The organism is Aeromonas finlandensis (assembly GCF_000764645.1).
GTDB classification, from domain to species: Bacteria; Pseudomonadota; Gammaproteobacteria; order Enterobacterales; family Aeromonadaceae; genus Aeromonas; species Aeromonas finlandensis.
In genome coordinates, this window is the sequence record NZ_JRGK01000358.1 from 1 (window position 1) to 22,814 (window position 22,814).

A 22,814-nucleotide genomic window follows, 5' to 3' on the forward strand; every position below is an offset into this window, starting at 1 on the left:
GGCCCAGACCGTCCACCGCGCCCATTTCGACCCGAACGAAGTGCAGGTGAGCACATTGCTCTCCATCAAGACCGGCGCCTGCCCGGAAGATTGCAAATACTGCCCCCAGAGTGCTCGCTACCACACCGGGCTTGAAGCCGAACGGTTGATGGAGGTGGAGAAGGTGCTGGAGCGGGCTCGCGAAGCCAAAGCCAACGGTTCGTCCCGGTTCTGCATGGGGGCCGCCTGGCGCAACCCCAAAGAAAAAGACATGCCCTACATCATCCGGATGATTGAGGAGGTGCGCGGGCTCGGGATGGAGACCTGCATGACGCTGGGGATGCTCACCGCCGATCAGGCGGCCCGTCTTGGCGCTGCGGGGCTCGATTACTACAACCACAACCTCGACACCTCGCCGGAGTTCTATGGCGAGATCATCTCCACCCGCACCTATCAGGATCGGCTCGATACGCTGGAACATGTGCGCAGCGCCGGCATGAAGGTCTGCTCCGGCGGTATCGTCGGCATGGGTGAGCAGGCGAAAGATCGGGCGGGCCTGTTGATGGCGCTGGCCAACCTGCCGCGCCACCCGGAGAGTGTGCCCATCAACATGCTGGTCAAGGTAAAGGGGACGCCGCTGGAGGATCAGGAGAACCTCGATCCGTTCGAATTTATCCGCACCATCGCCGTGGCGCGGATCATGATGCCGACCTCCCATGTGCGCCTCTCCGCCGGGCGGGAGAAGATGAACGAGCAGATGCAGGCGATGTGCTTTATGGCGGGCGCCAACTCCATCTTCTATGGCTGCAAACTGCTGACCACCCCCAACCCGGACGAAAACAGCGATATGCAGCTGTTCAAGCGGCTCGGCATTCGTCCCGCCCAGCGGGCCCAGAAGCCGGATCAGGTCCAAGAAGAGGAGTTGCTGGCCGAGGTAAGCCGCCAGAACGAACCTGCCGAAATGTTTTATGACGCCACCCGCCCCCGAGCCGGGGCCGCGCAGTCATGAACGGCCTTGCAGTAACGGGCCCCTTTGGGTTGGGCATGGCGCTGGCCGAGCGCGAGCTGGCGGGTCTGCTGCGCAATCGCATCGCGACCGACGGGGCGAGTGGCGGGCGGCTCAGGGTGGCGGGGCGCGACTACCTCAACTTTTCCGCCAACGACTATCTGGGTCTGGCGGATCATCCCGCCATCAAAACTGCCTTCAAAGCGGGGATTGAGCGCTATGGCGCGGGCGCCGGCGCCTCGCCGCTGGTGACCGGTTACAGCCGTGCCCACCAAGAGCTCGAGGAAACCCTGGCCGAGTGGCTCGGGGTGGAGGCTGTACTGCTGTTCAACTGCGGCTTTTCCGCCAATCAGGCGGTGCTGAAAGCCCTGCTCGGCAAGGAACACCTGCTGTGGCAGGACAAACTCAACCACGCCTCCCTGCAGGAGATGGGCAGCCAGCTCCCCTGCAAGATGAAGCGCTTTGCCCACAACGATATGGCGGCCCTTGAACGGCAGCTTGAGCCAAATCGCGGACTGATCGTTTCGGAAGGGGTGTTCAGCATGGACGGGGATCAGGGCCCCTGGGGTGAACTCGCGACATTGGCCGCCCGGAGCGGCAACTGGCTGATGATCGACGATGCCCACGGCCTCGGCGTGCTGGGGCCTGAGGGACGCGGCACGCTGGCGGCGCAGGGAGTTAACCCGGCCTGCGTACACATCCAGATGGGCACCTTTGGCAAGGCGCTTGGCGTCGCCGGTGCTTTTGTCGGCGGCAGTCGCGAGCTGGTGGAGTATCTGGTCAACTTCGCCCGCCACTATGTCTACAGCACCCATATGCCCGCCGCGCAAGCTTGCGCAGTCAGCAAGAGTATCGAGCTGGTGCGTGCCGCCGATGAGGCCCGCGCTCATCTTGGTCAGCTGATCGCCCGCTTCCGGCAAGGGGCGCAGGCGCAGGGTTGGCAGCTGGGGGCGAGCGCCACCCCCATCCAGCCACTACTGGTTGGAGAGAGCTCTGCTGCTTTGCAACTGGCCGAGCGACTGCGGGATCGCGGTGTCTGGGCTGGCGCCATCCGCCCGCCCACGGTGCCGGTCGGTACGGCCCGGCTGCGCATTACGCTGAGTGCAGCCCACCGCGAGCAGGATGTGGATCGCCTGCTCGATGCCTTGGGGGTTTGCCCTGCAGCGGCAACGGTTGGGGAGGCTTGCCATGGCTGAGCGTTTTCAAACGGTGGACAAGGGGCAGCTCGCCCGTCGTTTCGGGGCGGCGGCTCGTCACTACGACGCCCACGCCCGCTTCCAGCAGGAGGTGGGGTTGGCGCTGCTCGAGCTGATGAGCGCGGCTGGTGTATGTGAGGAGCGCCGGGGCTACGGGCTCGATTTGGGTTGCGGCACCGGCTTCTTCCTGCCTCATCTTGCCACCCACTGCGCCGGGCTGACCGGGCTGGATCTCGCCCCCGGCATGCTGGAGCAGGCGGCCCTGCGCGGCAGCGGCGCCCGACTGGTATGCGGCGATGCCGAGCAGCTCCCCTTTGCCGACAACGCCTTTGACTGGGTATTCTCCAGCCTCGCGCTGCAGTGGTGCGAGCGACCGGCGCAGGCTTTCGCCGAGCTGCTGCGGGTGGTCAAACCCGGTGGCCAGATCTTCTTCTCCACCCTGCTTGATGAATCGCTCTGGCAACTGCGCGCAGCCTGGCAGCAAGTAGATGGCCGAGCCCATGTCAACCGCTTCCTTGGCCTGCCACAATTGGAGCAGGTGTTGTTATCGGCGGGCGCCATTGCCCCGGGGCTTGAGTGCAGAAACTGGGATCTTGCCTATCTTGAATTGCCGCAGTTGTTGCGCGATCTCAAGGGGATCGGGGCCAATCAGATCAATGATGAGTGTGCCCGCAGTGCACCGGCCGGGCTGAGCGGTCGCGCCAGATTGCAGCGGCTGGCTCAGGCGTATGAAGCATTTCGTCAGCCCGATGGCCAGCTGGTGGCCAGTTACCGGGTCTGTCTCGGCAAGATCAGCAAGCCTCGCTGAGCGCCGGGAATCGCAGTATGTGCAGGGCAGTGTGCCACTCCCTGCCAAGGAGAGAACCGTATGAAAACATTCTTTATCACCGGTACCGATACCGATGTGGGCAAGACGCTGGTCGCGCGTACTCTGTTGCGGGAGTTCAGCGCACAGGGGATCCGCTGTGCCGGTTACAAGCCGGTTTCGGCCGGGTGTGCCCGCACCCCGGACGGGCTGCGCAATCTCGATGCTGTCCTGTTGCAGGAGGCGGCGAGTCTGCCGCTGCCCTATGAGATGGTCAATCCCTTCGCCTACGAGCCGCCGATTGCGCCACACATTGCCGCCAGCGAGGCGCGCCAGCCCATCACCATGCAGGGCTTGAGCGAGGGGCTGCGCAAGATTGAACAGGCGGGGGCCGAGCTTGCAGTAGTAGAAGGGGCGGGGGGCTGGTATCTGCCGCTCGATCGCAAGCATCTGCTATCGGACTGGGTGAAACAGGAGAACATGGCGGTGATCATGGTGGTGGGGGCCAAGCTGGGTTGCCTCAACCATGCGCTGCTCACCTTTGCAGCCATTCGCAATGATCAGCTGCCGGTGGCGGGTTGGGTAATTAATCGGCTGCACGGCTCCATGAGCCATTATCAGGAAAATCTGGACACTCTGAGAGGCTTGTTGCCTGCTCCCTTCCTCGGCGAAATTCCGTTTATAAACAATCCACTTGAAGCCGATTTGCAGGGGCGTCTCGATATCTCACCGCTACTTTGACGGCATATTCAGCGAACATTCATCGAATCTCCCTAGAATGTCGACATTAACATGATCAGGTGGGGATCCCGATTGATCCCCCGGTTATGTCCCTTATCTTCACAAGGAGTCTATATGAAGCGAATTATGCTATTCCTGGTGACCAACCTGGCCGTCATGCTGGTGCTGGGGGTGGTACTCAATATCCTGTTCTCGGTTCTGGGTATCAACAAGTCCAGCATTTCCGGGCTGTTGGTGTTCTGTGCCGTGTTCGGTTTTGGGGGTTCCTTTATCTCCTTGCTGATGTCCAAGTGGATGGCCAAGCGCAGCTATGGCGTCCAGGTCATCGAGCAACCCCGTAACGAGACCGAGCACTGGCTGGTGAGCACTGTGGCGCGTCAGGCCCGCGAAGCGGGTATCAAGATGCCGGAAGTGGGGATCTATGACTCTCCCGAGATGAACGCCTTTGCCACCGGTGCCCGCCGCGATGATTCGCTGGTGGCGGTCTCTTCCGGCCTGCTCTACAGCATGAGCCGTGACGAGGCGGAAGCGGTGCTGGCCCATGAGGTGAGCCACGTGGCCAACGGCGACATGGTGACCCTGACCCTGATCCAGGGGGTGGTGAACACCTTCGTGATGTTCTTCGCCCGCATCGTGGCTGGCGTTATCAGCAACTTCTTCAGCTCCAACAATGAGGAAGAGAGCAGCAGCACCGGCGGTTTTGCCTACATGATCACCGTGTTCGTGCTGGAGATGCTGTTCGGCATTCTGGCTTCCATCATCGTCATGTGGTTCAGCCGTCAGCGCGAATTCCGTGCCGATGCCGGTGCCGCCAAGCTGGCCGGTCGCGACAAGATGATTGCCGCCCTTGAGCGCCTCTCCCGCGGTGCCGAGCCGCAGTTGGAAGGTTCCATGATGGCTTTTGGCATCAACGGCAAGCGCTCCATGAGCGAGCTGTTCATGAGCCACCCGCCCATCGAGCAGCGTATCGCCGCCCTGCGCGGTTAATCTCGCCGGTTCCTACCAAACAAAAACGGCTGCCTCGGCAGCCGTTTTTTATTGTCCGCGCGTTAGCGCGGCTCGATCACCTTATTTGATGACGAGGTCGCTCAGCGGCACTGCGCAGCAGGTGAGGATCTTGCCCTCGGCCCGCTCGGCGGCGGTGATGGCGGGGGCGTCGGGGTGATCCACCTCGCCCGAGACCAGCGTCTGTTTGCAACTGCCGCAGATCCCGGCGCGGCAGCTCCAGGGCAGTTCAACCCCCTGCTTGTTGGCCTGATCCAGCACTGTGCCCTGATTGTTGCCGGTGAATGCCTGCTCCCCGATATTGAGTTGCACCGCCTGATGGGGGCGGGCCACCGAGAGAATGGCGCCGCCAAAGCTCTCCTGCTTGATGCGTACGGCTGGAACGCCAAGGGTAGCGACTCGGGCGGCAGCATCGGCCATAAAGCCGTGGGGGCCGCAGATAAAGACCTCTTTTTCGACCAACCCTTTGACCAGTCGCAGATGCTCATCATTGATTCGCCCTTGCAGCCCCTGCCAGTGGCTGGCCGGTTGGCTCAGGATCAGGGTAAGAGTCATCCCCTGCTGCGCCATGGCGTGCAGTTCGCTGGCGGCAGGAATGTCCGCTTCGCTGCGGCACAGGTGCATAAAGTGCACATCTTCCAGCTCACCGTGCAGCGCCAGGGTGCGGGCTATCGCCAGCATGGGGGTGACGCCTGAGCCTGCCGAGAGCAACAGGAGATTGCGCTCGCGGCCCAGGTGAAACTCGCCAGCGGGGTTGGCGGCCAGCAGCCGGTCACCCACCTGCAGCTGTTGGTGCAGCCAGTGGGAGATGCGACCACCTCCCACCTTCTTGACGCTGATGCTGCAGCGTTCCGGGTGATCCGGGGTGGAGCTCAGGGTATAGCGCCGTTGAATCCGCTCGTTTTTGATATCGAGGCTGATGGGCAGATGCTGACCCGGCAGGTAGTCGGGCAGGGGCTCGCCATCGGCCGCCTCGAACCAGAAGGTCTCCAGATCCCGCGCCAGCGATTCGCGAGCCACGCAGATCAGCTCCCGCTTTTTCGGCGCTGCGGCGGGATAGACCACCGGACGGGTGCGTTCCAGCACCTCTATCTCGCTGCCCGCCTCAATCCACCCCTCGTTCAGCGCCACCAGATTCTGACCGAAGTAAACCTCGCCATCCTCGCCACGGCGGTAGCGGGTGAGGGTCGCCAGCGGCTCTTTCAGGGCGTTGAAACGATCGGTACCCGCCTCAACTGTGGTCATGATGCAGCGGCTGCAGGGCTTGACCACTTTAAATTCCACCTCGCCGATGCGAATGCGTACCCAGCTGTCCTCCTCGAAGGGCTGGGTATTGCTTGCCACCAGATTGGTGCGAAACTGGCTCATCTGGTGCAGGGCATCGGATCGCAGATTGAGATCTTCAAGGGAGGCTTGGCTTATCAGCAGCAGCGGATAACCGTCGGCAAAGCTGACCCGGGTGCCGGTCTTTTCACGAAAGCGATCAGAGGTTTCACCCAACCAGAGCAGTTGCACCGTCTCCCCTGCCACCCGGCTTAGCCACCCATCGGCTTTGGGGTCGGTATGCAGGGCGGTGAAACGGTCGCTCCAGACCCCTGTGGGCTTCGGGGCGCGGCTGAAGTCGGCCTCTTGCAGGATAAGTGGCTCAAAGCCCGGATAGCGCAGTTGCAAGCCCCCTTCGATGGGGGTAGCGACGACCTGTTGCAGTTGGGGATGGGTACGGGCGGTGATAAAGGTGCCGTCCGGTTTGACCACCATGTAACGGCGATCCCCGGCGAGCCCCTCTTCGGTCACCCGGGCGCGAGCCAGCGCCATGCCGGCGGTCGATTTGATGGGGTAGAGATGAATGCTGGTTAGCCTCGGCATGTCCGGATCCTTGTGAAGTGACTGTTTTCGCTCGGGAAGAGGGCAACATAACGGTTCCTCTGTGATCCGGCAATCCTTTCAAGGGGCGGTCTATAGTTGGGAAAAGAGAACAAGAGGGTATCGGGATGAAAATGAGCTGGTTGCTGGCGGGGAGCCTTTTTTGCCACGGACTCTGGGCACAGGAGCTGACCCTGACCACGGGAGAGTACCCGCCTTACTGCTCAGAGACGCTGAAATATCAGGGACTGATCCCCCATGTGGTGAGTGAGGCGTTCAAGGGGGAAGGGGTGAGCGTCAAGTTCCAGTTTCTGCCCTGGAAGCGGGCTTTTCGCTTGTCGGAGGAGGGGGTGGTGGATGGTACTGTCCACTGGTATGAGTCGAGCGAGCGGCGCAAAACCCATCTCTACAGCGATCCCATCCTGAGCGAGACCTATGTCTGGTTCTATCTCAAGTCAGATCCGCTTGAATGGCGTGGCTATCAGGATCTGGCGGATCGCAGGCTGGCTGCGGTCAGTGGCTATACCTACAATGCAGATTTTTTTGCAGCCATCGAGCAGGTGCCGCTACAGGTGCAGTTTGTCACCCGGCTGCGCCAGAGCTTCGATCTGCTGCTCTCCGGTCGCGCAGACCTGACGCTGGAGAACATCGATGTCGGTTACTACTCTCTGCGTCACTTCTACCCGGCCAGCACGGTCGATCTCTTTACAACCCATTCAAAACCCGTATTTAAAGTTGAAGGTCACCTGCTGATCAGCCGCAAGCGCGCCAACGCTGACGAGCTGATCCAGACCTTCAACCGGGGGCTCGCCAAACTGAAAGCCAGCGGTCAGCTGGATAAGATGTTACTTGAGTCACGTTCTGGTCTCTATGAACCATAAAGTGCAACATTTTTTGATCCTGATTCGCTAATCAGTACAAAAAAACCGCCATTATCGACTCAGTTCCCAGTTTCTAACGCTTTCGCTTCTTCCTCATCCGGCCACCGTCCGCTTCGGCTAAACGGTATCAAGCGCCATCGGGTGGGGCCTGTCACACAAAAAGAAGAAAGCAATGTATGAGCAAACAACTGGACATGACCCCATTGCCGGATCTCTCCCTGAAAACGGGAACAGGCCCGGTGCGTACCCGGCTGCCCGTTTGGCGGCCGGCCCTGCCACCCTGCAATCACGCCTGCCCGGCCGGAGAAAATATCCAGGCCTGGCTCTCTTTGGCGCAGGCCGGTCGCTTTGAGGCGGCGTGGCAGACCCTGATCGAAGAGAACCCCTTGCCCGCCATTCATGGCCGGGTCTGCTATCACCCCTGCGAGAGCGCCTGCAATCGCGGACAGGTGGATGAATCCGTCTCCATCCACGCCATCGAGCGATTCCTCGGTGACGAGGCGCTGGCCCGTGGCTGGCAGCCTGCAACCCCCGCCCCTGCCAGCGGCAAGAAGGTGCTGGTCATTGGCGCCGGGCCCTCCGGCCTCTCCTGCGCCTGGCACCTCAACCGGCTCGGCCATCAGGTGGAGATCCGCGAAGCGGGACCGCTGGCGGGCGGCATGCTGCGCTTTGGCATTCCCGCCTACCGCTTGCCCCGCGATGTGCTGGATCGGGAGGTGGCCCGCATCGTGGCGGCCGGAGTGACGCTGACCCTCAACCACAAGGTGGAGGATGTGCTGCGCGAGCGCGACGAGGGGGGCTTTGATGCCGTCTTTATGGCCATCGGCGCCCATCTGGCCAAGCGGGTCGATATTCCGGCCAGGGAGGCGGGCAAGATCCTCGATGCGGTGAGCTTCCTCGAACAGGCCAGTCTGGCCGAAGAGCAGGGCTTGCCGCCACCCAAACTGGGACGGCGGGTAGCCATCTACGGCGGCGGCAACACCGCCATGGACGCGGCTCGCACCGCCCGTCGTTTGGGCGTTGAAGAGGCGATGATCATCTACCGCCGCGACCGGGACCATATGCCTGCCCACACCTTCGAAGCCGACGAGGCCGAGGAGGAGGGGATCAAGATCAACTGGCTGCGCAGCATCCGCCAGCTCGACAACACCCGCATCGAAGTGGAAGTGATGACCCTCGACGAGCAGGGCAAGCCGGTGCCCACCGGCAAGTTTGAAACCCTCGAGGCGGACTCCCTGATCCTGGCGCTGGGTCAGGAGGTCGACCTCTCGGTGCTGGAGAGCATTCCCGGCGTGCGGGTCAACAAGGAGGGAGTGGTGCAGGTAGCGGGCAACCTGATGACGGATGTGCCGGGCCTCTTTGCCGGTGGCGACATGGTGCCCTCCGAGCGCACCGTTACCATCGCCACCGGTCACGGCAAGAAGGCGGCGCGCCATATGGATGCCTGGCTGCGCGGTCGTCACTACCAGAAGATGGTCTCCTACCCACTGGTGGGGCCCGAGCAGTTGCAACTCTGGTTCCAGACCCATGCCCCGGCCAGCAGTCAGCCGGTCAAACCGGCGTGGGCGCGGGACGACTTTGGCGAGATCATCGGCGGGCTGGATGAGGTGGCCGCCCGTTATGAGGCGGCGCGCTGCTACTCCTGCGGCAACTGCTTCGAGTGCGACGGTTGCTATGGCAGTTGTCCCGAGCAGGCCATCGCCAAGCTGGGGCCGGGCAAGGGTTATCAGGTGGATGCGGCGCGCTGCACCGGCTGCGGTGCCTGTCACGACCAGTGCCCTTGTCACGCCATCCTGCTGCGCCAACCGGAGGAGTCCCAATGAAACATGAACTGATCATGGTCGACGGCAACGAAGCTGCGGCCCGGGTGGCGTACCAGCTGAGCGAAGTGTGTGCCATCTATCCCATCACCCCGAGCTCGACCATGGCCGAACTGGCCGACGCCTGGGCAGATGAGAAGCAGACCAACCTGTGGGGCAACATTCCCACAGTCGTAGAGATGCAGAGTGAAGGGGGGGCGGCCGGGACGGTACACGGCGCCCTGCAGGCGGGGGCGCTCGCCACCACCTTCACCGCCAGTCAGGGGCTGATGCTGATGCTGCCCAACATGTACAAGATCGCCGGTGAATTGACCTCGGCGGTGTTCCATGTGGCGGCCCGCTCGCTGGCGGCGCAGGGGCTGTCGATTTTTGGCGACCATCAGGATGTGATGGCGGCGCGCAGTACCGGCTTTGCCATGCTCGCCTCCGGCTCGGTGCAGGAGGCGCAGGACTTGGCCTTGGTCGCCCACAGCGTCACCCTGCAGTGCCGGGTGCCCTTTATCCACTTCTTCGACGGGTTCCGTACCTCCCACGAGGTGAACAAGATCACCGCCCTGCATCGGGATGAAATTCGCGCCCTTATCGACAACGACTGGGTGCGCGCCCACCGTTCGCGGGCGCTGAACCCGGATCATCCGGTGATGCGTGGCACCGCCCAGAACCCGGATACCTATTTCCAGTCCCGCGAGAGTGTTAACCCCTTCTACGAAGCGGTACCGGCGCGGGTGCAGCAGTGCATGGACAACCTGGGCGAGCTGACCGGCCGCCACTATCGGCTGGTGGAGTACCACGGCGCAACCGATGCCACCGATGTGATCGTGCTGATGGGCTCGGGGGCAGCCACTGCCCGCACCACCGTGGATTGGCTCAACCAACAGGATCGCAAGACCGGGGTGCTGGTCATTCGCCTCTATCGACCTTTCCCGGTACAGGCGCTGCTCGATGCGCTGCCTGCGAGCGTGCGGCGCATGGCGGTGCTGGATCGCACCAAGGAGCCGGGCGCTGGCGGCGAGCCGCTGCTGCTGGATGTGCAGAGCGCGCTGATCGACGGTTTGCAGCGCGGCCTTATCAAGCGGTTGCCCTGGCTCAGTGGCGGCCGCTACGGCCTCTCTTCCAAAGAGTTCACCCCCGCCATGTGCGCGGCGGTGTTTGAGGAGCTGGCATCCGATGCGCCGCGTCCGCGCTTTACCGTGGGGATTGTCGATGACGTGTCGGGCCTCAGTCTGGCCTGGCACCCCATCGGCGATCTGGAGCCTGCCAGCCGGGTGCGGGCGCTGTTCTTCGGCCTCGGTGCCGATGGCACGGTGGGCGCCAACAAGAACAGCATCAAGATCATCGGCGAGCTGGAGGGGTTCCACGCCCAGGGCTACTTCGTCTACGACTCCAAGAAGTCGGGCTCGCGCACAGTCTCCCACCTGCGCTTTGGCCCCGAGCCCATCGACGCCCCTTGGCTTATCGAGCAGGCGAGCTTTATCGGCTGCCACCAGTGGGGCTTTGTCGAATCGGTAGACTTGCTGGAGCACGCCGCCGAAGGGGCGACCCTGCTGCTCAATGCCCCCTATGAGGCTGACAAGGTATGGAGCCAGCTGCCCGAGCGGCTGCGTGCCCGCATCCGCGCCCTCAATATCCAGCTCTACTGCATCGATGGCGATCGGGTGGCCGAGCAAAACGGCATGGGCAATCGCATCAACACCATTATGCAGACCTGCTTCTTCGCGCTGGCCGGGGTGTTGCCACGGGACGAGGCCATTGCGCTGATCAAGGAGAGCATCGAGAAGAGCTATGCCCGCAAGGGGCCCGAGGTGGTGGCGCGCAACTTCGCGGCGGTGGACGACACACTGGCTCACTTAAGCAAGGTGGCGATCCCGGCCGGTGACGAGCAGATCAGCGACTATCCGCTGCCACTGGCAGCGGGCGGCAGCGAGTTTGTCCAGCGGGTCACTGGCGAGATGCTGGCGGGGCGCGGCGATCTGATCCCCGTCTCCATGCTGCCGGTGGATGGTACTTACCCCACTGCCACCAGCCGCTTCGAGAAGCGGGATATCGCCCGCGAGATCCCGATCTGGCACTCCGATATCTGCATCCAGTGCGGCAACTGCGTCTTTGTCTGCCCCCACGCGGCGCTGCGGGCCAAGTTCTACCATCAGGACTGGCTGGCGACCGCCCCCGAGGCTGCCCAGTCGGTGCCCGTCACTGCCAAGGGCTTCCCCGACAGCCGCTACACCCTGCAGCTCTATCCGGAGGATTGCACCGGCTGCGGTCAGTGCGTGCAGGCTTGTCCGGTGCGGGTCGGAGCGGATGAAGAACACGAGGGCGAGCGCGCCATCACCATGATGGACAAGGCGCCCCATCTGGCTGGCCAGAAGCAGGCGCTGCGCTGGTTCGAGAGCCTGCCGTGGCCTGCCCGCGAGCGGGTGGACTTCTCCACGGTGCGCGGTGCCCAGTTCCTCGAACCCCTGTTCGAGTTCTCCGGCGCCTGCGCCGGTTGTGGGGAGACACCTTATCTCAAGCTGCTGACCCAGCTGTTTGGCGATCGCATGCTGGTGGCCAACGCCACCGGCTGCTCCTCCATCTACGGCGGTAACCTGCCGACCACGCCGTGGGCCAAGAACGCGGAAGGGAAGGGGCCAGCCTGGTCCAACTCCCTGTTCGAGGACAACGCCGAGTTCGGCTTTGGTTTTCGTCTCACCGCCGATCAGCATCACGGTCAGGCGGTGGCGGCCTTGCAGGCGATGAAGGGAGAGCTGGGGGAAGCATTGGTCGAGTCGCTTATCAACGCTCCGCAGCGGCTGGAGTCAGAGATCCGCGCCCAGCGCACCCGAGTCGCGCAAGTGCGGGAGCGGTTGGAGGAGGTGAAATCCGGCAAGGCCCGCGAGCTGTTGTCGCTTATCGATCAGCTGGTGCGCCGTTCGGTCTGGATCATTGGCGGCGATGGCTGGGCCTATGACATCGGCTCGGCGGGGCTCGATCATGTGCTCGCCTCCGGCCGCGATGTGAACGTGCTGGTGATGGATACCGAGGTCTACTCCAACACCGGCGGCCAGATGTCGAAATCGACGCCGCTCGGTGCCGTCGCCAAGTTCGCGGCGGGAGGCAAGACGCTGGCCAAGAAGGATGTGGCGTTGCAGGCCATCTCCTACGGCAACGTCTATGTTGCCCGCATCGCCTTTGGTGCCAACCCGCAGCAGGCGCTGCAGGCCTTGCGTGAGGCAGAGGCCTATCCGGGCCCGTCGCTGATCATCGCCTACAGCCACTGTATCGCCCACGGCATCGATATGGAGTTTGGTCTGACCCAGCAAAAACGCGCCGTCGCCTCCGGTCACTGGCCGCTGATGCGCTACAACCCGGTATTGCGCAGTGCGGGGCAGAACCCCTTTAGCCTCGACAGCCTGCGCCCATCGATCCCCCTCGCTGAATACCGGCAGGAGGAGACCCGTTATCGGGTATTGGCCCAGAGCCATCCGGAGGAAGCAGCGCGGCTGATGCAGGTGGCGCAACAAGTGGCGTGGCAGAAGTGGGCCACCTACGAGGAGATGGCCACCCGCGAAGCCAGTCATTTCCATCCGCCGGTGTGAGGATGGGGTGAAATAGGTATGACAAAGCGGGCCATTGGCCCGCTTTTTAAAATAGATATGGGTAGGGTCAATTGAGAATAATATTCATATTATTGTTTGCAAGTCAGAGTTATGTGAACGCATTTTTTAAAACACTCCTTGATATTGTTGATGTAGTGGAAATTATCTCTCAAAAAATATAGAGTGTGATTTGTAATGACCGAAAGTTGTCAAATGATTTCATTTTTCATGTGGTAAATAATTTAATAGAAGGGCATGAATGGACAAGTTAGCAGAGAATAGTAGTGGTTATGTTTACATTTTAGAGGTAAAAGACATCAGTTTACCTGTATGTAAAATTGGTATGACGACAAGAACACCATATGAGAGATGTAATGAAATAAATAGCGGTGCCACGGGGGACTTTATATGGGTGGTAGCCTATTCTATAGTCGTGGATAAATGCAAGGAATTTGAATCTCTAGTTCATTCGAAACTAGCTCCGTTACGCCAAAAAGGACGCGAGTTTTTTAACTTAAGTGCTGATGATGCGCATGTTGCAATAATTTCTATTCTTGAAAATCAAACAAACATAAAAAGAGTGCGTGTTCCAGAGGGAATTGATTCCAGCCTTGATGCAGAGTCAGATAATAGAGGGGGGAAACGTAAGTATCATTTTCAGCGAATTGATTCACGATACGTAGAGCTTCTCCAGATTTTTTCATCATGCCTCAATGTAAAAGGTAGGCCTTTTGGACAATTAAATCGACCAATATTTGGCATTAGTGATGGACGAGAAGGAGTCCAATGGAATATTTCTGTAGATACGGAAACTGGTAAAGTAAGAATAGGTGTTAATCTAGAAGGTAGTGCAAAGACTGGGCGGTGGCTAATTACTCCATTCATATTGAATAATCCTGATATAGAAAAATTAAAGTCAAAAATAGAAAGTCCAAATGATATTGTTATTCGATTTTCACGTGATGCTTGGCAAGGAGCCTCAAGATTAAATATTAGGGAGAGGTTTGTAGGGGGCCGTGAATATCTATTATCAGAACTTAATCGGAAAATATGGGGTTCGATTTTAGACGAAGCTTTAACTTGTCTTGATGAAAATAAAGGTTTTCGTGGTAGGAAAAGAAACTATCCTGTAACACTAGAGTCAGATGGTCGAAAGCTAAAAAAAGATATATCCCCGCATTTAACGATTTGGGCATTTTTAAGTATCGATGGCAATATTGAGGATAACATAAAAATGAAAATTTCAGAACTACAACACGTATATGATTGGGTACTGGAAGCAATTTATGCTGATAAAGCAATATAATAATATTCATATATGCGTGTATATAAACTCTATTTTGTACTAAATAATTTTGTCGTAATATATTCTCATGAATATATGTTCTACTTTCGTTAGATAGATAAGAAGGCGACCATGACAGAGCAAGATGTAGCCGGGACGATCGGCATTCTGGGGGCGGGGTGGCTGGGGTTACCGCTGGCGCGGGCTCTGCTGATGGCAGGCAAGCCGGTGGCGGTGACTGTCAGCAGCGCCGAGAAGGCGGCTCGTCTGCAGGGGGAGGGGATCAACGCCTATCCGCTGATTATTTCTGCTGATATGGCAACTTCAGATATAAGCGCCGCTGATATAAAAGGGCGGTGGCCCATCCCCTGCGAATCGTTGGTTATCTGCGTACCGCCCAGCAAGACCGATGACTATCCACAGGCGGTGACAAAGGCCTGTCAGCTTGCCAAAGCGAATGGCACCCGGCGGGTACTGGTTGTCAGCGCCACCTCGGTGTGGGGCGCGGGGCAGCAGGAGGGGGAAGAACCCCAACCCCGCCATGCCCGTGGCGAACGGATGCTGGCGGCGGAGCAGGCGGTGCTGGCGGCCGGTTTCGAGGCGGTGATGATAGTGCGCCCCTCCGGCCTTTATGGCCCGGATCGCCATCCCGGCCGTTTCCTGGCGGGCAAGACTCTTGATGGCGGCGCCCAGTCGGTCAATCTGGTCCATCTGGACGATGTGGTGGCGGCCTGCATGCTGTTGCTGGCGCGGGGCAAGGACGGGGATGTCTTCAATCTGAGTGCGCCGGTGCATCCGCGCCGCGAGCAGTTCTACCCCTTTGCGGCGCGCCAGCAGGGGCTGCCTGCACCGGTCTTTATCGAGCCTGCCGGTGATTTTCAGCCCATCGATGGTCAGCTGATTTGTCAGCAGATGGGATTCAACTATCGCTGGCCCGATCCGGCCCACTGGTTTGCCGAGCTCGCCGCCTCGGGCAATTGAGGTTTGCCAAGGGGGTGATCGCCCCCTATCATGCCGCCATCCATGAGAGAGAGGCGGTAATGATGGTAGATACAAAACGTCACCCCGATGGGGAGTTGTTGCTGAGAACCCTGGCAATGCCAGCCGATACCAACCCCAATGGCGACATCTTTGGTGGCTGGATCATGTCCCAGATGGATATAGGTGGGGGCATCATGGCCAAGGAGCTGGCAAAAGGACGTATTTGTACCGTATCCGTCGAAGGCATGACGTTTCACAGTCCGGTCAAGGTGGGCGATGTGGTCTGCTGCTACGGCCGCTGCATCAAGATTGGCCGCAGCTCCATGAAGTTGAAGCTGGAGGTGTGGGTCAAGCCGGTACTGCGTGAAAACGATGCCCAGCGTTACTGCGTGACCGAGGGGGTCTTTACCTATGTCGCCATCGACGACCACGGTAAATCCCGCCCGGTTCCGGTCAGCGTCTGATCAAATCAGCCGGGCATTGATGATGGATATTTCCTGCTCAAGCCCGGTTTTTTGCCGTATCATGCGTTCCAGTATCTCTTCCGACCCCACGTATTGCAGGGTGTCAAACAGGCAGAGATCGCATTGAGAGTCCCGTCTTATCTGATAGACGGTGGCAAGCTCCACTTGATGACAATTTCCTTGTTGATCATAAAACGTCACGCAATACCGAAGTTCTCTCGCCATTGCCAGGTTCCTTCTGGTTGGGTGGAACAGGGACTATCAGCTTAGTCGGCGTGGATGACGTTTGTGATGGTCAAGATACAAAGCAAAGGCGGGCGGTTTAGCCGATGAAAAATAGTTATCGCATTCTGGGCACCTCCCTGCTGACCTTGGGGTTGGTAGGCTGTTTTGAGGTGCCGGATCAGAACCATCTGGTCACAGCTCAAGGGATTGTGCCGGGACTCGACTGCCAGCGTCCGCCGCTGGTAGCGCTGGCGACCACGGCGCTGCCCCGGGAGTTCGGGGTGACGGTGTGGAATCTCTACAAGGGCCAGCGCAAGAACTGGCGTGAAGGGATGGACAGTTATGCCAAGGGGCAGGATCTGGTGCTGCTGCAAGAGTCGGCCACCCGTCCCGAGATGCTCGACTGGCTGCGCGCCGGTGATTTCCAGTGGCAACAGCTGCAAGCCTTCACCCAGGGCGGCGTCTCCTTCGGGGTGATGACGGTGGCCAAGACCCCGCAGGCGTTTGTCTGTGGCGTGCGCTCTCCAGAGCCCTTGCTGCGCATCCCCAAATCCGGGCTGGTGAGCCTCTACCCGCTGCAGGGCGATCCTGACGGCGTGCTGGTGATCAACCTCCATGCGGTCAACTTCGAACTGGGGATGGCCACCTTCCGCGAGCAGCTCAACGATTTGACTGCCTTGGTGCGCCGCCATCAGGGGCCGGTTATTCTGGCCGGTGATTTCAACACCTGGAGCGACAAGCGTCAGTTCTGGCTGAGCAAGCTGGTTGAGGAGCTGGGCCTGCAGGAGGCGCTGCCGGTGCCAGATCTGCGCCGCACCGCCTTTGGTCGTCCGCTGGATCACCTCTACTACCGCAATCTGGATTTGGTCGAGGTGAGTTCACCGGCCACCGACAGCTCGGATCACAACCCCATCATTGCGCGCTTTGCCGCCCAGTCTGTGACCCCCTGAGCGGGGATGATGTGCAAGTTCCGCTCATAAAAAATCCGGCGCCTGATGGCGCCGGATTTTTTTATACGCTGCTGGTGGTAAACCCGCTCGGGATGACCCGCAGGAATTACTGGTAGAGACCCAGATTCTCTTTGGCGTAGGCTTCGAAATCGGTGCAGCCACCGATGTGCTGCTCGTCCAGGAAGATCTGCGGCACGGTATTGACCGGCTTGCCGGCGCTCTTGGCCAGATCTTCTTTGGTGATCCCTTCGGCATGGATATCCACGTAGCGGAATTTGAAATCATCGCGCTGCTCGGTCAGCTGCTCGGCGATCTGTACGGCACGGACACAGTAGGGGCAACCCGGGCGACCAAAAATCACTGCAAACATATTTTCTCTCCGTTCTTTAAGCCGTTTTTGTATGGCCGTTGATATAAGGCAGGCAACAGCATAGCCCTGCCTCGTGGCGACTTGAAGCCGAAATTATCGATACCGTGATTCGAGTGGGCCTATTGCCCCGTCGTGGGGCGGCGATCTGGCGATGGCTGCCACCCGATCCTCAGCAGCTTATTGTGGCTCGGCGATCTGGATCGGTTGCTGCTGATAGATGCTCTCCAGCACGCCCTTCTCGAATACGGTCCAGGGCCACGGCGCCTTGCTGGCACGGTAGCGCTCATGGGTGGCCGGATCTTGGGACAGGCCACGCTGGAACATCACGAACGCCTTGCGCTGGCCGCCTGCGGTATCGATAAAGCCCACCAGATTGGAGGTACCGGTGATGGTCCCCGTCTTGGCATGGACCTTGTTCTTCATCATCGGGGCGGTGACGCTGCGGCGCCACGCCAGGGTGCCATCCACCTGGGAGCTCGGCAGCAGCTTGATCAGGCCAAGCTCGGCATCGTTTTTCTGGATAAAGTTCAGCACCGACAGCATCTGACGGGCGCTGATGAGATTGTGAGCGGAGAGGCCGGAGCCGTCGGCCAGGGTGGCGTTGCCCAGATCAATTCCGTTCTTGGTCAGAATAGCGCGCACTGCCATGGTGCCGCTGCGATAGCTGCCCGGCTTGTTGTAGTAGTGGCGGCCAACGGTTTTGAGGAAGGTATCGGCGTAGAGGTTGTCCGATTTCTTCAGCATCTTGGCCAGCATCACCGGCAGGGAGACCGAGTAGTGGGTGCCCAGCGTCTCGGCATTGTCCGGTGCCTTATGGGTGACCCGCAGCAGGCCATCATGCTTGATACCCGCTCTGTCCATCGCCCAGCGGATATTGTCCCAGCCCCAGGCTTCCACGTCGTGGATGGCAAAACGCAGCCCCTGTGGCTCCTTGTTCGGGGTGATGCAGCCCTTGAGCTCGTAGAAGTTGCCCTTGGCCATGTCCACTTCCAGCGCGCAGAACTGGCGCGCCATGTCGCCGTAGCTCATCACCTCCACGTTGTCAGCGCCGATGCCGATGGGCACGCCGGTGGCCACATTGCCGGTGGCCGGTTTGCCGATCTGGGTGGCGGTGATGGTGCCGTAGGCGCAGTTCTTGTCGATGATGACCGAGGAGACCGGCGCGGCGAAGCAGAGGGTCTGATCCCCCCACGACCAGCCGTTGCCGCGCTCGTAGCCGTTGTAGGCGCCGGTGTTGACGTAGACATTGCCCTTGATCTGGTTGACGCCAAGCTGTTTGAACAGGGCCAGCAGATCCATTCGGGAGAGGGTGGGGTCGCCGACGAAGTTGATCCAGATATCGCCATTGATGACGTTGCCCTGTTTGGCGCCGGGCTGGGCCTGAATGTCGGTGGCAAAACGGAAGTCGGCGCCCAGCTCAAGGCGGGCTGCCAGGGCGGTGAGCACCTTCATGGTGGAGGCGGGGGCGATCATCTGATCCGCATGGCGGGCGAACTCCACGCCGTTGTTGCCCTGCACTATGATGGCGTACTGGCCACCCTGAGGGGGCGTCAGCGGTGCGGCGTGAGCCGCCAGAGAGAAAAGAGCACAAAAACCAATCAACAGCCGCTGCATAACATCCTCTAACGTGACGAAGGGGTGAGGCGGTGGCGCCAAAACCCTGATAATTCAACCCTGTTTCACCCGCCGATGCAGGATCGGTCGTGGCAAAGCAATTCATGCCGGTCGCCTGTGGCCATCACGCCAGCGAGTTGGCGGTGCGATAGCGACCCTCATAATCAAAAATCTTCTCTTTTATCTGCCAAAAACGGCCCGATTTGCGGGCGATGACAAAATCCGGATGACGGAACTGGCTTTGTGCGGCCAGCACGCTCGCCAGGGTAGCAAATTCGGGCTCCAGCCCCGGGGCGGGCCAATGATGACGCACAAAGCGCTGTTGAAACAAGCGTTGTGCGCCCGGGGAGTGAAAACCGAAGTATTCGCTGAGGGTCAGACCATCCTCATCGTGGTAGGTCACCTCCAGCCGCTCCCCCTGTTTGCCGCGCCCAGCACTCAGGGTCAAACCCGCGCAGCGGATCACCATGCAATCCTTGAGATTGAGCGCCTCCTTGAGCTTGTCGTCCGGATCCACCAGCAGCTGATCACAGCTCTGGCAGCGGCGGGCGGCGATGTCGTTCTCTGCGCCGCAAGCGGGGCAGATCTTGGCGCGAAAGCGGTAATCACACTCCTCGCGGTTGCCATCGTCATCTTCAAACAGCCCCTGACAGCGTCGACCGTAGTGTTCGATCACCTTGCCATCCTCGTCGGTCTTGCCCCAGAAGGTGTTGGCAAAGCCGCAGGCGGGGCAGGGCACCAGCACCGGCTCGGTACCGGCGTGGGGGCGAGGCTCCCCCACTTCGGGGGCGAACAGGTTGAAGTTGTTGCCCGCATAGTCGAGCACCAGACAATCCTCCTTGTCCGGCGAGAGGCGCAGGCCCCGCCCGACGATCTGCTGATAGAGCGACACCGACTCGGTGGGTCTGAGCATCACGATAAGATCGACATGGGGGGCATCGAAGCCGGTGGTGAGCACTGCTACGTTGACCAGAAACTTGATCTCGCGGGCCTTGAAGGCGCTGATAAGGGCATCGCGCTCCGGCCCCGGCGTTTCGCCGGTGATGAGGACCGCACTCTGGGATTGGGCCTGCAGCAGCCCCTGAATTTCGCGGGCGTGCTCGACGGTGGCGGCGAAGATCATCACCCCTTTCCGGTCGGTGGCATACTCCAGCACCTGACTCAGGATATGGGGGGTGACCCGCTGCTGGCGTTTGAGCTCGCCGTTGAGATCCGCCTCGCTGAACAGGCCGTTCTCCCGCGCCACCAGCTTGCTGAAGTCGTAGTGGACGATGGGGGCGTCCACCATGCGCGGCGGCGTCAGGTAGCCGTTTTTGACCATAAAGCGCAGCGGCAGTTCGAACACGCAGTCGCCAAACAGCCGCTCGCCGTGGCTCTTGACCATGCCGTGGTAGTGGCGCCGGTAGATCCAGCCCAGCCCGAGCCGATAGGGGGTGGCGGTGAGCCCGAGGATCTTGAGGGCCGGATTGGCGGCCTTGAGATGGTCGATCACCTGATGGTATTGGCTGTCGTCATCCAGCGAGACCCGATGGCACTCGTCGATGATGAGCAGCGAAAACGCCCCGTCGAAGGCCACCAGATTGCGGGCCACCGACTGCACCGAGCCAAACACCACCTGAGCGCTCGCCTCCTTGCGGGCGAGGCCTGCGGCGAAGATGTCGGCCTTGAGCCCCCACGCCTCGTACTTGGCGTGGTTCTGCTCCACCAGCTCCTTGACGTGGGCCAGCACCAGCACCCGACCGCGCGCCTTGCGGGCCAGTTCGGCGATCACCAGACTCTTGCCTGCGCCGGTGGGCAGCACCACCACGGCGGGATCCGGGTGTTTGCGAAAGTGGCTGATCACGGCGTTGACGGCGTCGGTTTGATAGGGTCTGAGAACAAACATGAGGGTGTGGCGTTTGGGCATGGTGCGGCGCAGGATGGCGCCATTATAGGGATCTTGCCGCCACAAAAACAGCGGGCCGGCATGATGCCGGCCCGCTGGGAGGGATGGTGCTGATTAATGGAACGGGAAGATGTAGTTCATCCAGCTTGCCATGCGCAGCAGTATTTTCCGCATGATGGAAACATGGTGGAAGTAGTGGGTATAGACAGCAGCCTGCCCGCTGGAGCCTGCAATCACCTGATACTTGGCCCACTCTGGGTCAGTGATGGAGATGAGCACCGGCATGCGACCCGGACGCACTGCGGTCATCTGATCCAGCAGACCGGCGTTGGCCTGCACGTTACCGGCGGCAATGGCCGGGATCACCGCGGTTACCTTGCCTTTGAAGATCTTGCCGGGTACGCCATCGATCACCACTTCGGCCTCGTCGCCCACCGCCAGTCGCTGCATGCTGTTCTGCCAGAACCAGCCCACATAGGCGGTGTCATCCTTGTGGATGAAGGTCATCACCGGGCGGAACATGAAGGGGGTGGCAATCATGCCGGGGCGCAGGGCCAGCTGTACCACATGGCCATCTGTCGGGGCATAGACCACGGTTTGGGACTGCTGGTACTTGGCTTCCATCAGCTGGGCTTGCAGATCGTTCAGGGTGGCTTTCTGCTGGTCAATCTGGGCCACGATATCGTCCACGTTGGCCTGGCTGACATCCAGATCACGCTGTTTGCCAACACTGCGTTGCATCAGCTCTTTGGCGCGATCCCGATCCAGCCTGGCGGAGCGCAATCTTGCTTCGATGGACTTGAGGTGCTCGCGATTGGACTCGACCCGTGCGGTGAGGCTCTCCACTTTCAGGCGAAACGGCTCGTCATCGATGCGAAACAGCACATCCCCTTTTTTCACCGGCTGGTTGGCCTGTACCGGTACCTCAACGACCCGGCCCTTGACCAGCGGCACAATGGGGGTGGAGACGTAGTAGTTGCGCGCCATCTCGGAGTAGGGGTGGTTGTAGTTCATCAGCATGATCAGGGTGCCGATGAGCACCACGCCACCGAGGGCAGCGGTGGGGACGGTCCACTTGTTGAGCGGGATACGGAAGATTTTGAATACGGCCACACACAGTGCCGTATAGGTCAGGATCAGTAGCAGGTCCATGGTTTATCCCTGTTGCTCACTCTGTTCGATAGTGTTGATACGGCTCTTCAGATCCGCCAGCTCCTGCTTGAGGGCGGCCAGATCGTCTTCATCTTTTTGCAGCCGCTGGCTAAAGCCCCAGCCGCGATCGGGGCGATAGAGGGTTGCCCAGATCCAGAGGAAGGGCCACAGCACATGCAGGGTAAACAGGCTGACCCAACCTGCAACGTGAATGGCATCCTGATGAGGGTGATTCCGGTGTTTGGCAATCTCGTAAGGAATATCGTGGATCACGATGACTCCATAAAAAATGACCAGCCCGACAAAGACGAGCAGGCCAAGTGCAAAGTAATCAAGGGCCATTTATAACCTCCACTGGCATGACGCGCAGCTTAATCATTGGTTCCAACAAGAGCTAAAGCAATTAAGAATCACATATTTATCGTTAATTCGCACGGAATCTTAAGCGCTTTCGCTGTATTGAAGCTGAAGCGGTTCAACAGTTGTCTTATTAGTTTTTTTGTCATTAAAAAAGGCGCCTTGCGGCGCCTTTTATGCGGTTTTTTGCAACATCTTTTGCCGTATTACCCTTCGCTGGCACTGCTGACCAAGGGCTGGCGGAACTTCATCAGGAAGGCCACGGTAATGGCCGCCGTTGCAGTCAGACCGATGATGGTGGAGATCCCCATCTCCAGCCCGAACCCGATGGGGGCGTTGGCCAGATAAGTGAACACCACGGCGGTCATGAACATGGCGGGAATGGTGCAGACCCAGTGCAGCTTGCCCTCTTTGATGAGGTAGGCGGCAGCGGCCCACAGCATGATCACGGCGGTGGTCTGGTTGGCCCAGCCGAAGTAGCGCCAGATCACCCCGAACTCGGCCTTGGAGATGATGAAACCAAGGATGAACATGGGGATGGCGATCAGCAGACGCTTCATCAGCGGCTTCTGGGTCATCTTCAGGAAGTCCGCCACGATCAGGCGAGCACTGCGAAACGCGGTGTCACCGGAGGTGATGGGCAGGATCACCACGCCGAGG

The 22,814-nt window shown here is 60.1% G+C and carries 20 protein-coding genes; 12 read left to right on the forward strand and 8 right to left on the reverse strand.

What is annotated here, in order from left to right; genetic code table 11:
• The 5 genes from bioB to htpX form a co-directional block, all read left to right on the forward strand.
• Positions 1–988: biotin synthase BioB (bioB, locus tag LD28_RS0121575; protein ID WP_033138924.1), on the forward strand; the 988-nt coding region annotated here is incomplete at its 5' end.
• The gene (bioF, locus tag LD28_RS0121580; protein WP_033138925.1) at positions 985–2,181 is read left to right on the forward strand and encodes an 8-amino-7-oxononanoate synthase; all 1,197 of its coding nucleotides are present in this window, start codon (positions 985–987) and stop codon (positions 2,179–2,181) included. The genes bioB and bioF, both read left to right, overlap by 4 nt.
• On the forward strand, positions 2,174–2,989 hold the full coding sequence (gene bioC / locus LD28_RS0121585) for a malonyl-ACP O-methyltransferase BioC (protein WP_033138926.1): 816 nt from the start codon (positions 2,174–2,176) through the stop codon (positions 2,987–2,989). Before bioF ends, bioC begins: the two co-directional genes overlap by 8 nt.
• Positions 2,990–3,049: 60 nt before the next feature.
• The gene (gene bioD, locus LD28_RS0121590; RefSeq protein ID WP_033138927.1) at positions 3,050–3,727 is read left to right on the forward strand and encodes a dethiobiotin synthase; all 678 of its coding nucleotides are present in this window, start codon (positions 3,050–3,052) and stop codon (positions 3,725–3,727) included.
• Between the two features lie 114 nt (positions 3,728–3,841).
• A complete protein-coding gene (gene htpX, locus LD28_RS0121595) occupies positions 3,842–4,714 on the forward strand; it encodes a protease HtpX (RefSeq protein ID WP_005337890.1) in 873 nt (290 codons plus the stop codon).
• Between the two features lie 81 nt (positions 4,715–4,795).
• On the opposite strand, the gene LD28_RS0121600 is transcribed toward htpX, so the two are convergent.
• On the reverse strand, positions 4,796–6,598 hold the full coding sequence (locus tag LD28_RS0121600; protein ID WP_033138928.1) for an MOSC N-terminal beta barrel domain-containing protein: 1,803 nt from the start codon (positions 6,596–6,598) through the stop codon (positions 4,796–4,798).
• 125 nt (positions 6,599–6,723) lie between these two features.
• Between LD28_RS0121600 and LD28_RS0121605 the strand changes: the two genes are divergently transcribed.
• From LD28_RS0121605 to yciA, 6 genes are all read left to right on the forward strand, one after another.
• Entirely contained in the window at positions 6,724–7,476 is a 753-nt protein-coding gene (locus tag LD28_RS0121605) for a substrate-binding periplasmic protein (protein ID WP_033138929.1), read from the forward strand.
• A gap of 176 nt (positions 7,477–7,652) precedes the next feature.
• Positions 7,653–9,299: an NAD(P)-binding protein gene (locus LD28_RS0121610; protein WP_033138930.1), complete on the forward strand. Its 1,647-nt coding sequence runs from the start codon at positions 7,653–7,655 to the stop codon at positions 9,297–9,299.
• Entirely contained in the window at positions 9,296–12,871 is a 3,576-nt protein-coding gene (gene nifJ / locus LD28_RS0121615) for a pyruvate:ferredoxin (flavodoxin) oxidoreductase (protein ID WP_033138931.1), read from the forward strand. Before LD28_RS0121610 ends, nifJ begins: the two co-directional genes overlap by 4 nt.
• A gap of 259 nt (positions 12,872–13,130) precedes the next feature.
• On the forward strand, positions 13,131–14,177 hold the full coding sequence (locus LD28_RS22740; protein WP_081959669.1) for a GIY-YIG nuclease family protein: 1,047 nt from the start codon (positions 13,131–13,133) through the stop codon (positions 14,175–14,177).
• Between the two features lie 111 nt (positions 14,178–14,288).
• Positions 14,289–15,137: an NAD-dependent epimerase/dehydratase family protein gene (locus LD28_RS0121620; RefSeq protein ID WP_033138932.1), complete on the forward strand. Its 849-nt coding sequence runs from the start codon at positions 14,289–14,291 to the stop codon at positions 15,135–15,137.
• A 59-nt stretch (positions 15,138–15,196) separates the two neighbouring features.
• Positions 15,197–15,601 carry an acyl-CoA thioester hydrolase YciA gene (gene yciA, locus LD28_RS0121625; RefSeq protein ID WP_033138933.1) on the forward strand — a complete coding sequence of 135 codons (405 nt, stop codon included), beginning with the start codon at positions 15,197–15,199 and terminating at the stop codon, positions 15,599–15,601.
• Here yciA and LD28_RS0121630 read toward each other — a convergent pair whose 3' ends face one another.
• Positions 15,602–15,826, reverse strand: coding sequence for a hypothetical protein (locus LD28_RS0121630; protein WP_033138934.1), 225 nt, complete (start codon positions 15,824–15,826; stop codon positions 15,602–15,604).
• Positions 15,827–15,930: 104 nt separating this feature from the next.
• On the opposite strand from LD28_RS0121630, the gene LD28_RS0121635 reads away from it, so the two are divergent.
• Positions 15,931–16,776 (forward strand): endonuclease/exonuclease/phosphatase family protein, encoded by an 846-nt coding sequence (locus tag LD28_RS0121635; protein ID WP_033138935.1) that lies wholly within the window; start codon positions 15,931–15,933, stop codon positions 16,774–16,776.
• 106 nt (positions 16,777–16,882) lie between these two features.
• On the opposite strand, the gene LD28_RS0121640 is transcribed toward LD28_RS0121635, so the two are convergent.
• The 6 genes from LD28_RS0121640 to LD28_RS0121665 all read right to left on the reverse strand — a co-directional run.
• A complete protein-coding gene (locus LD28_RS0121640) occupies positions 16,883–17,179 on the reverse strand; it encodes a GrxA family glutaredoxin (protein WP_277619831.1) in 297 nt (98 codons plus the stop codon).
• 144 nt (positions 17,180–17,323) lie between these two features.
• The gene (dacB, locus tag LD28_RS0121645) at positions 17,324–18,760 is read right to left on the reverse strand and encodes a D-alanyl-D-alanine carboxypeptidase/D-alanyl-D-alanine endopeptidase (protein WP_033138936.1); all 1,437 of its coding nucleotides are present in this window, start codon (positions 18,758–18,760) and stop codon (positions 17,324–17,326) included.
• 124 nt (positions 18,761–18,884) lie between these two features.
• Complete coding sequence (radD, locus tag LD28_RS0121650; protein ID WP_033138940.1) at positions 18,885–20,645, reverse strand: DNA repair helicase RadD; 1,761 nt, start codon at positions 20,643–20,645, stop codon at positions 18,885–18,887.
• Positions 20,646–20,759: 114 nt separating this feature from the next.
• Positions 20,760–21,797 (reverse strand): HlyD family secretion protein, encoded by a 1,038-nt coding sequence (locus LD28_RS0121655; RefSeq protein WP_033138937.1) that lies wholly within the window; start codon positions 21,795–21,797, stop codon positions 20,760–20,762.
• Positions 21,798–21,800: 3 nt separating this feature from the next.
• The gene (locus tag LD28_RS0121660) at positions 21,801–22,139 is read right to left on the reverse strand and encodes a DUF3302 domain-containing protein (RefSeq protein WP_033138938.1); all 339 of its coding nucleotides are present in this window, start codon (positions 22,137–22,139) and stop codon (positions 21,801–21,803) included.
• A gap of 221 nt (positions 22,140–22,360) precedes the next feature.
• The coding region (locus LD28_RS0121665) for a carbon starvation CstA family protein (protein WP_033138939.1) at positions 22,361–22,814 on the reverse strand (454 nt) is incomplete at its 5' end.

Coding starts and splice junctions, on each gene's coding strand:
- bioF (WP_033138925.1), top strand. CDS start 985: ATGAACGGCCTTGCAGTAACGGGCCCCTTTGGGTTGGGCATGGCGCTG.
- bioC (WP_033138926.1), top strand. CDS start 2,174: ATGGCTGAGCGTTTTCAAACGGTGGACAAGGGGCAGCTCGCCCGTCGT.
- bioD (WP_033138927.1), top strand. CDS start 3,050: ATGAAAACATTCTTTATCACCGGTACCGATACCGATGTGGGCAAGACG.
- htpX (WP_005337890.1), top strand. CDS start 3,842: ATGAAGCGAATTATGCTATTCCTGGTGACCAACCTGGCCGTCATGCTG.
- LD28_RS0121600 (WP_033138928.1), bottom strand. CDS start 6,598: ATGCCGAGGCTAACCAGCATTCATCTCTACCCCATCAAATCGACCGCC.
- LD28_RS0121605 (WP_033138929.1), top strand. CDS start 6,724: ATGAAAATGAGCTGGTTGCTGGCGGGGAGCCTTTTTTGCCACGGACTC.
- LD28_RS0121610 (WP_033138930.1), top strand. CDS start 7,653: ATGAGCAAACAACTGGACATGACCCCATTGCCGGATCTCTCCCTGAAA.
- nifJ (WP_033138931.1), top strand. CDS start 9,296: ATGAAACATGAACTGATCATGGTCGACGGCAACGAAGCTGCGGCCCGG.
- LD28_RS22740 (WP_081959669.1), top strand. CDS start 13,131: ATGGACAAGTTAGCAGAGAATAGTAGTGGTTATGTTTACATTTTAGAG.
- LD28_RS0121620 (WP_033138932.1), top strand. CDS start 14,289: ATGACAGAGCAAGATGTAGCCGGGACGATCGGCATTCTGGGGGCGGGG.
- yciA (WP_033138933.1), top strand. CDS start 15,197: ATGATGGTAGATACAAAACGTCACCCCGATGGGGAGTTGTTGCTGAGA.
- LD28_RS0121630 (WP_033138934.1), bottom strand. CDS start 15,826: ATGGCGAGAGAACTTCGGTATTGCGTGACGTTTTATGATCAACAAGGA.
- LD28_RS0121635 (WP_033138935.1), top strand. CDS start 15,931: ATGAAAAATAGTTATCGCATTCTGGGCACCTCCCTGCTGACCTTGGGG.
- dacB (WP_033138936.1), bottom strand. CDS start 18,760: ATGCAGCGGCTGTTGATTGGTTTTTGTGCTCTTTTCTCTCTGGCGGCT.
- radD (WP_033138940.1), bottom strand. CDS start 20,645: ATGTTTGTTCTCAGACCCTATCAAACCGACGCCGTCAACGCCGTGATC.
- LD28_RS0121655 (WP_033138937.1), bottom strand. CDS start 21,797: ATGGACCTGCTACTGATCCTGACCTATACGGCACTGTGTGTGGCCGTA.
- LD28_RS0121660 (WP_033138938.1), bottom strand. CDS start 22,139: ATGGCCCTTGATTACTTTGCACTTGGCCTGCTCGTCTTTGTCGGGCTG.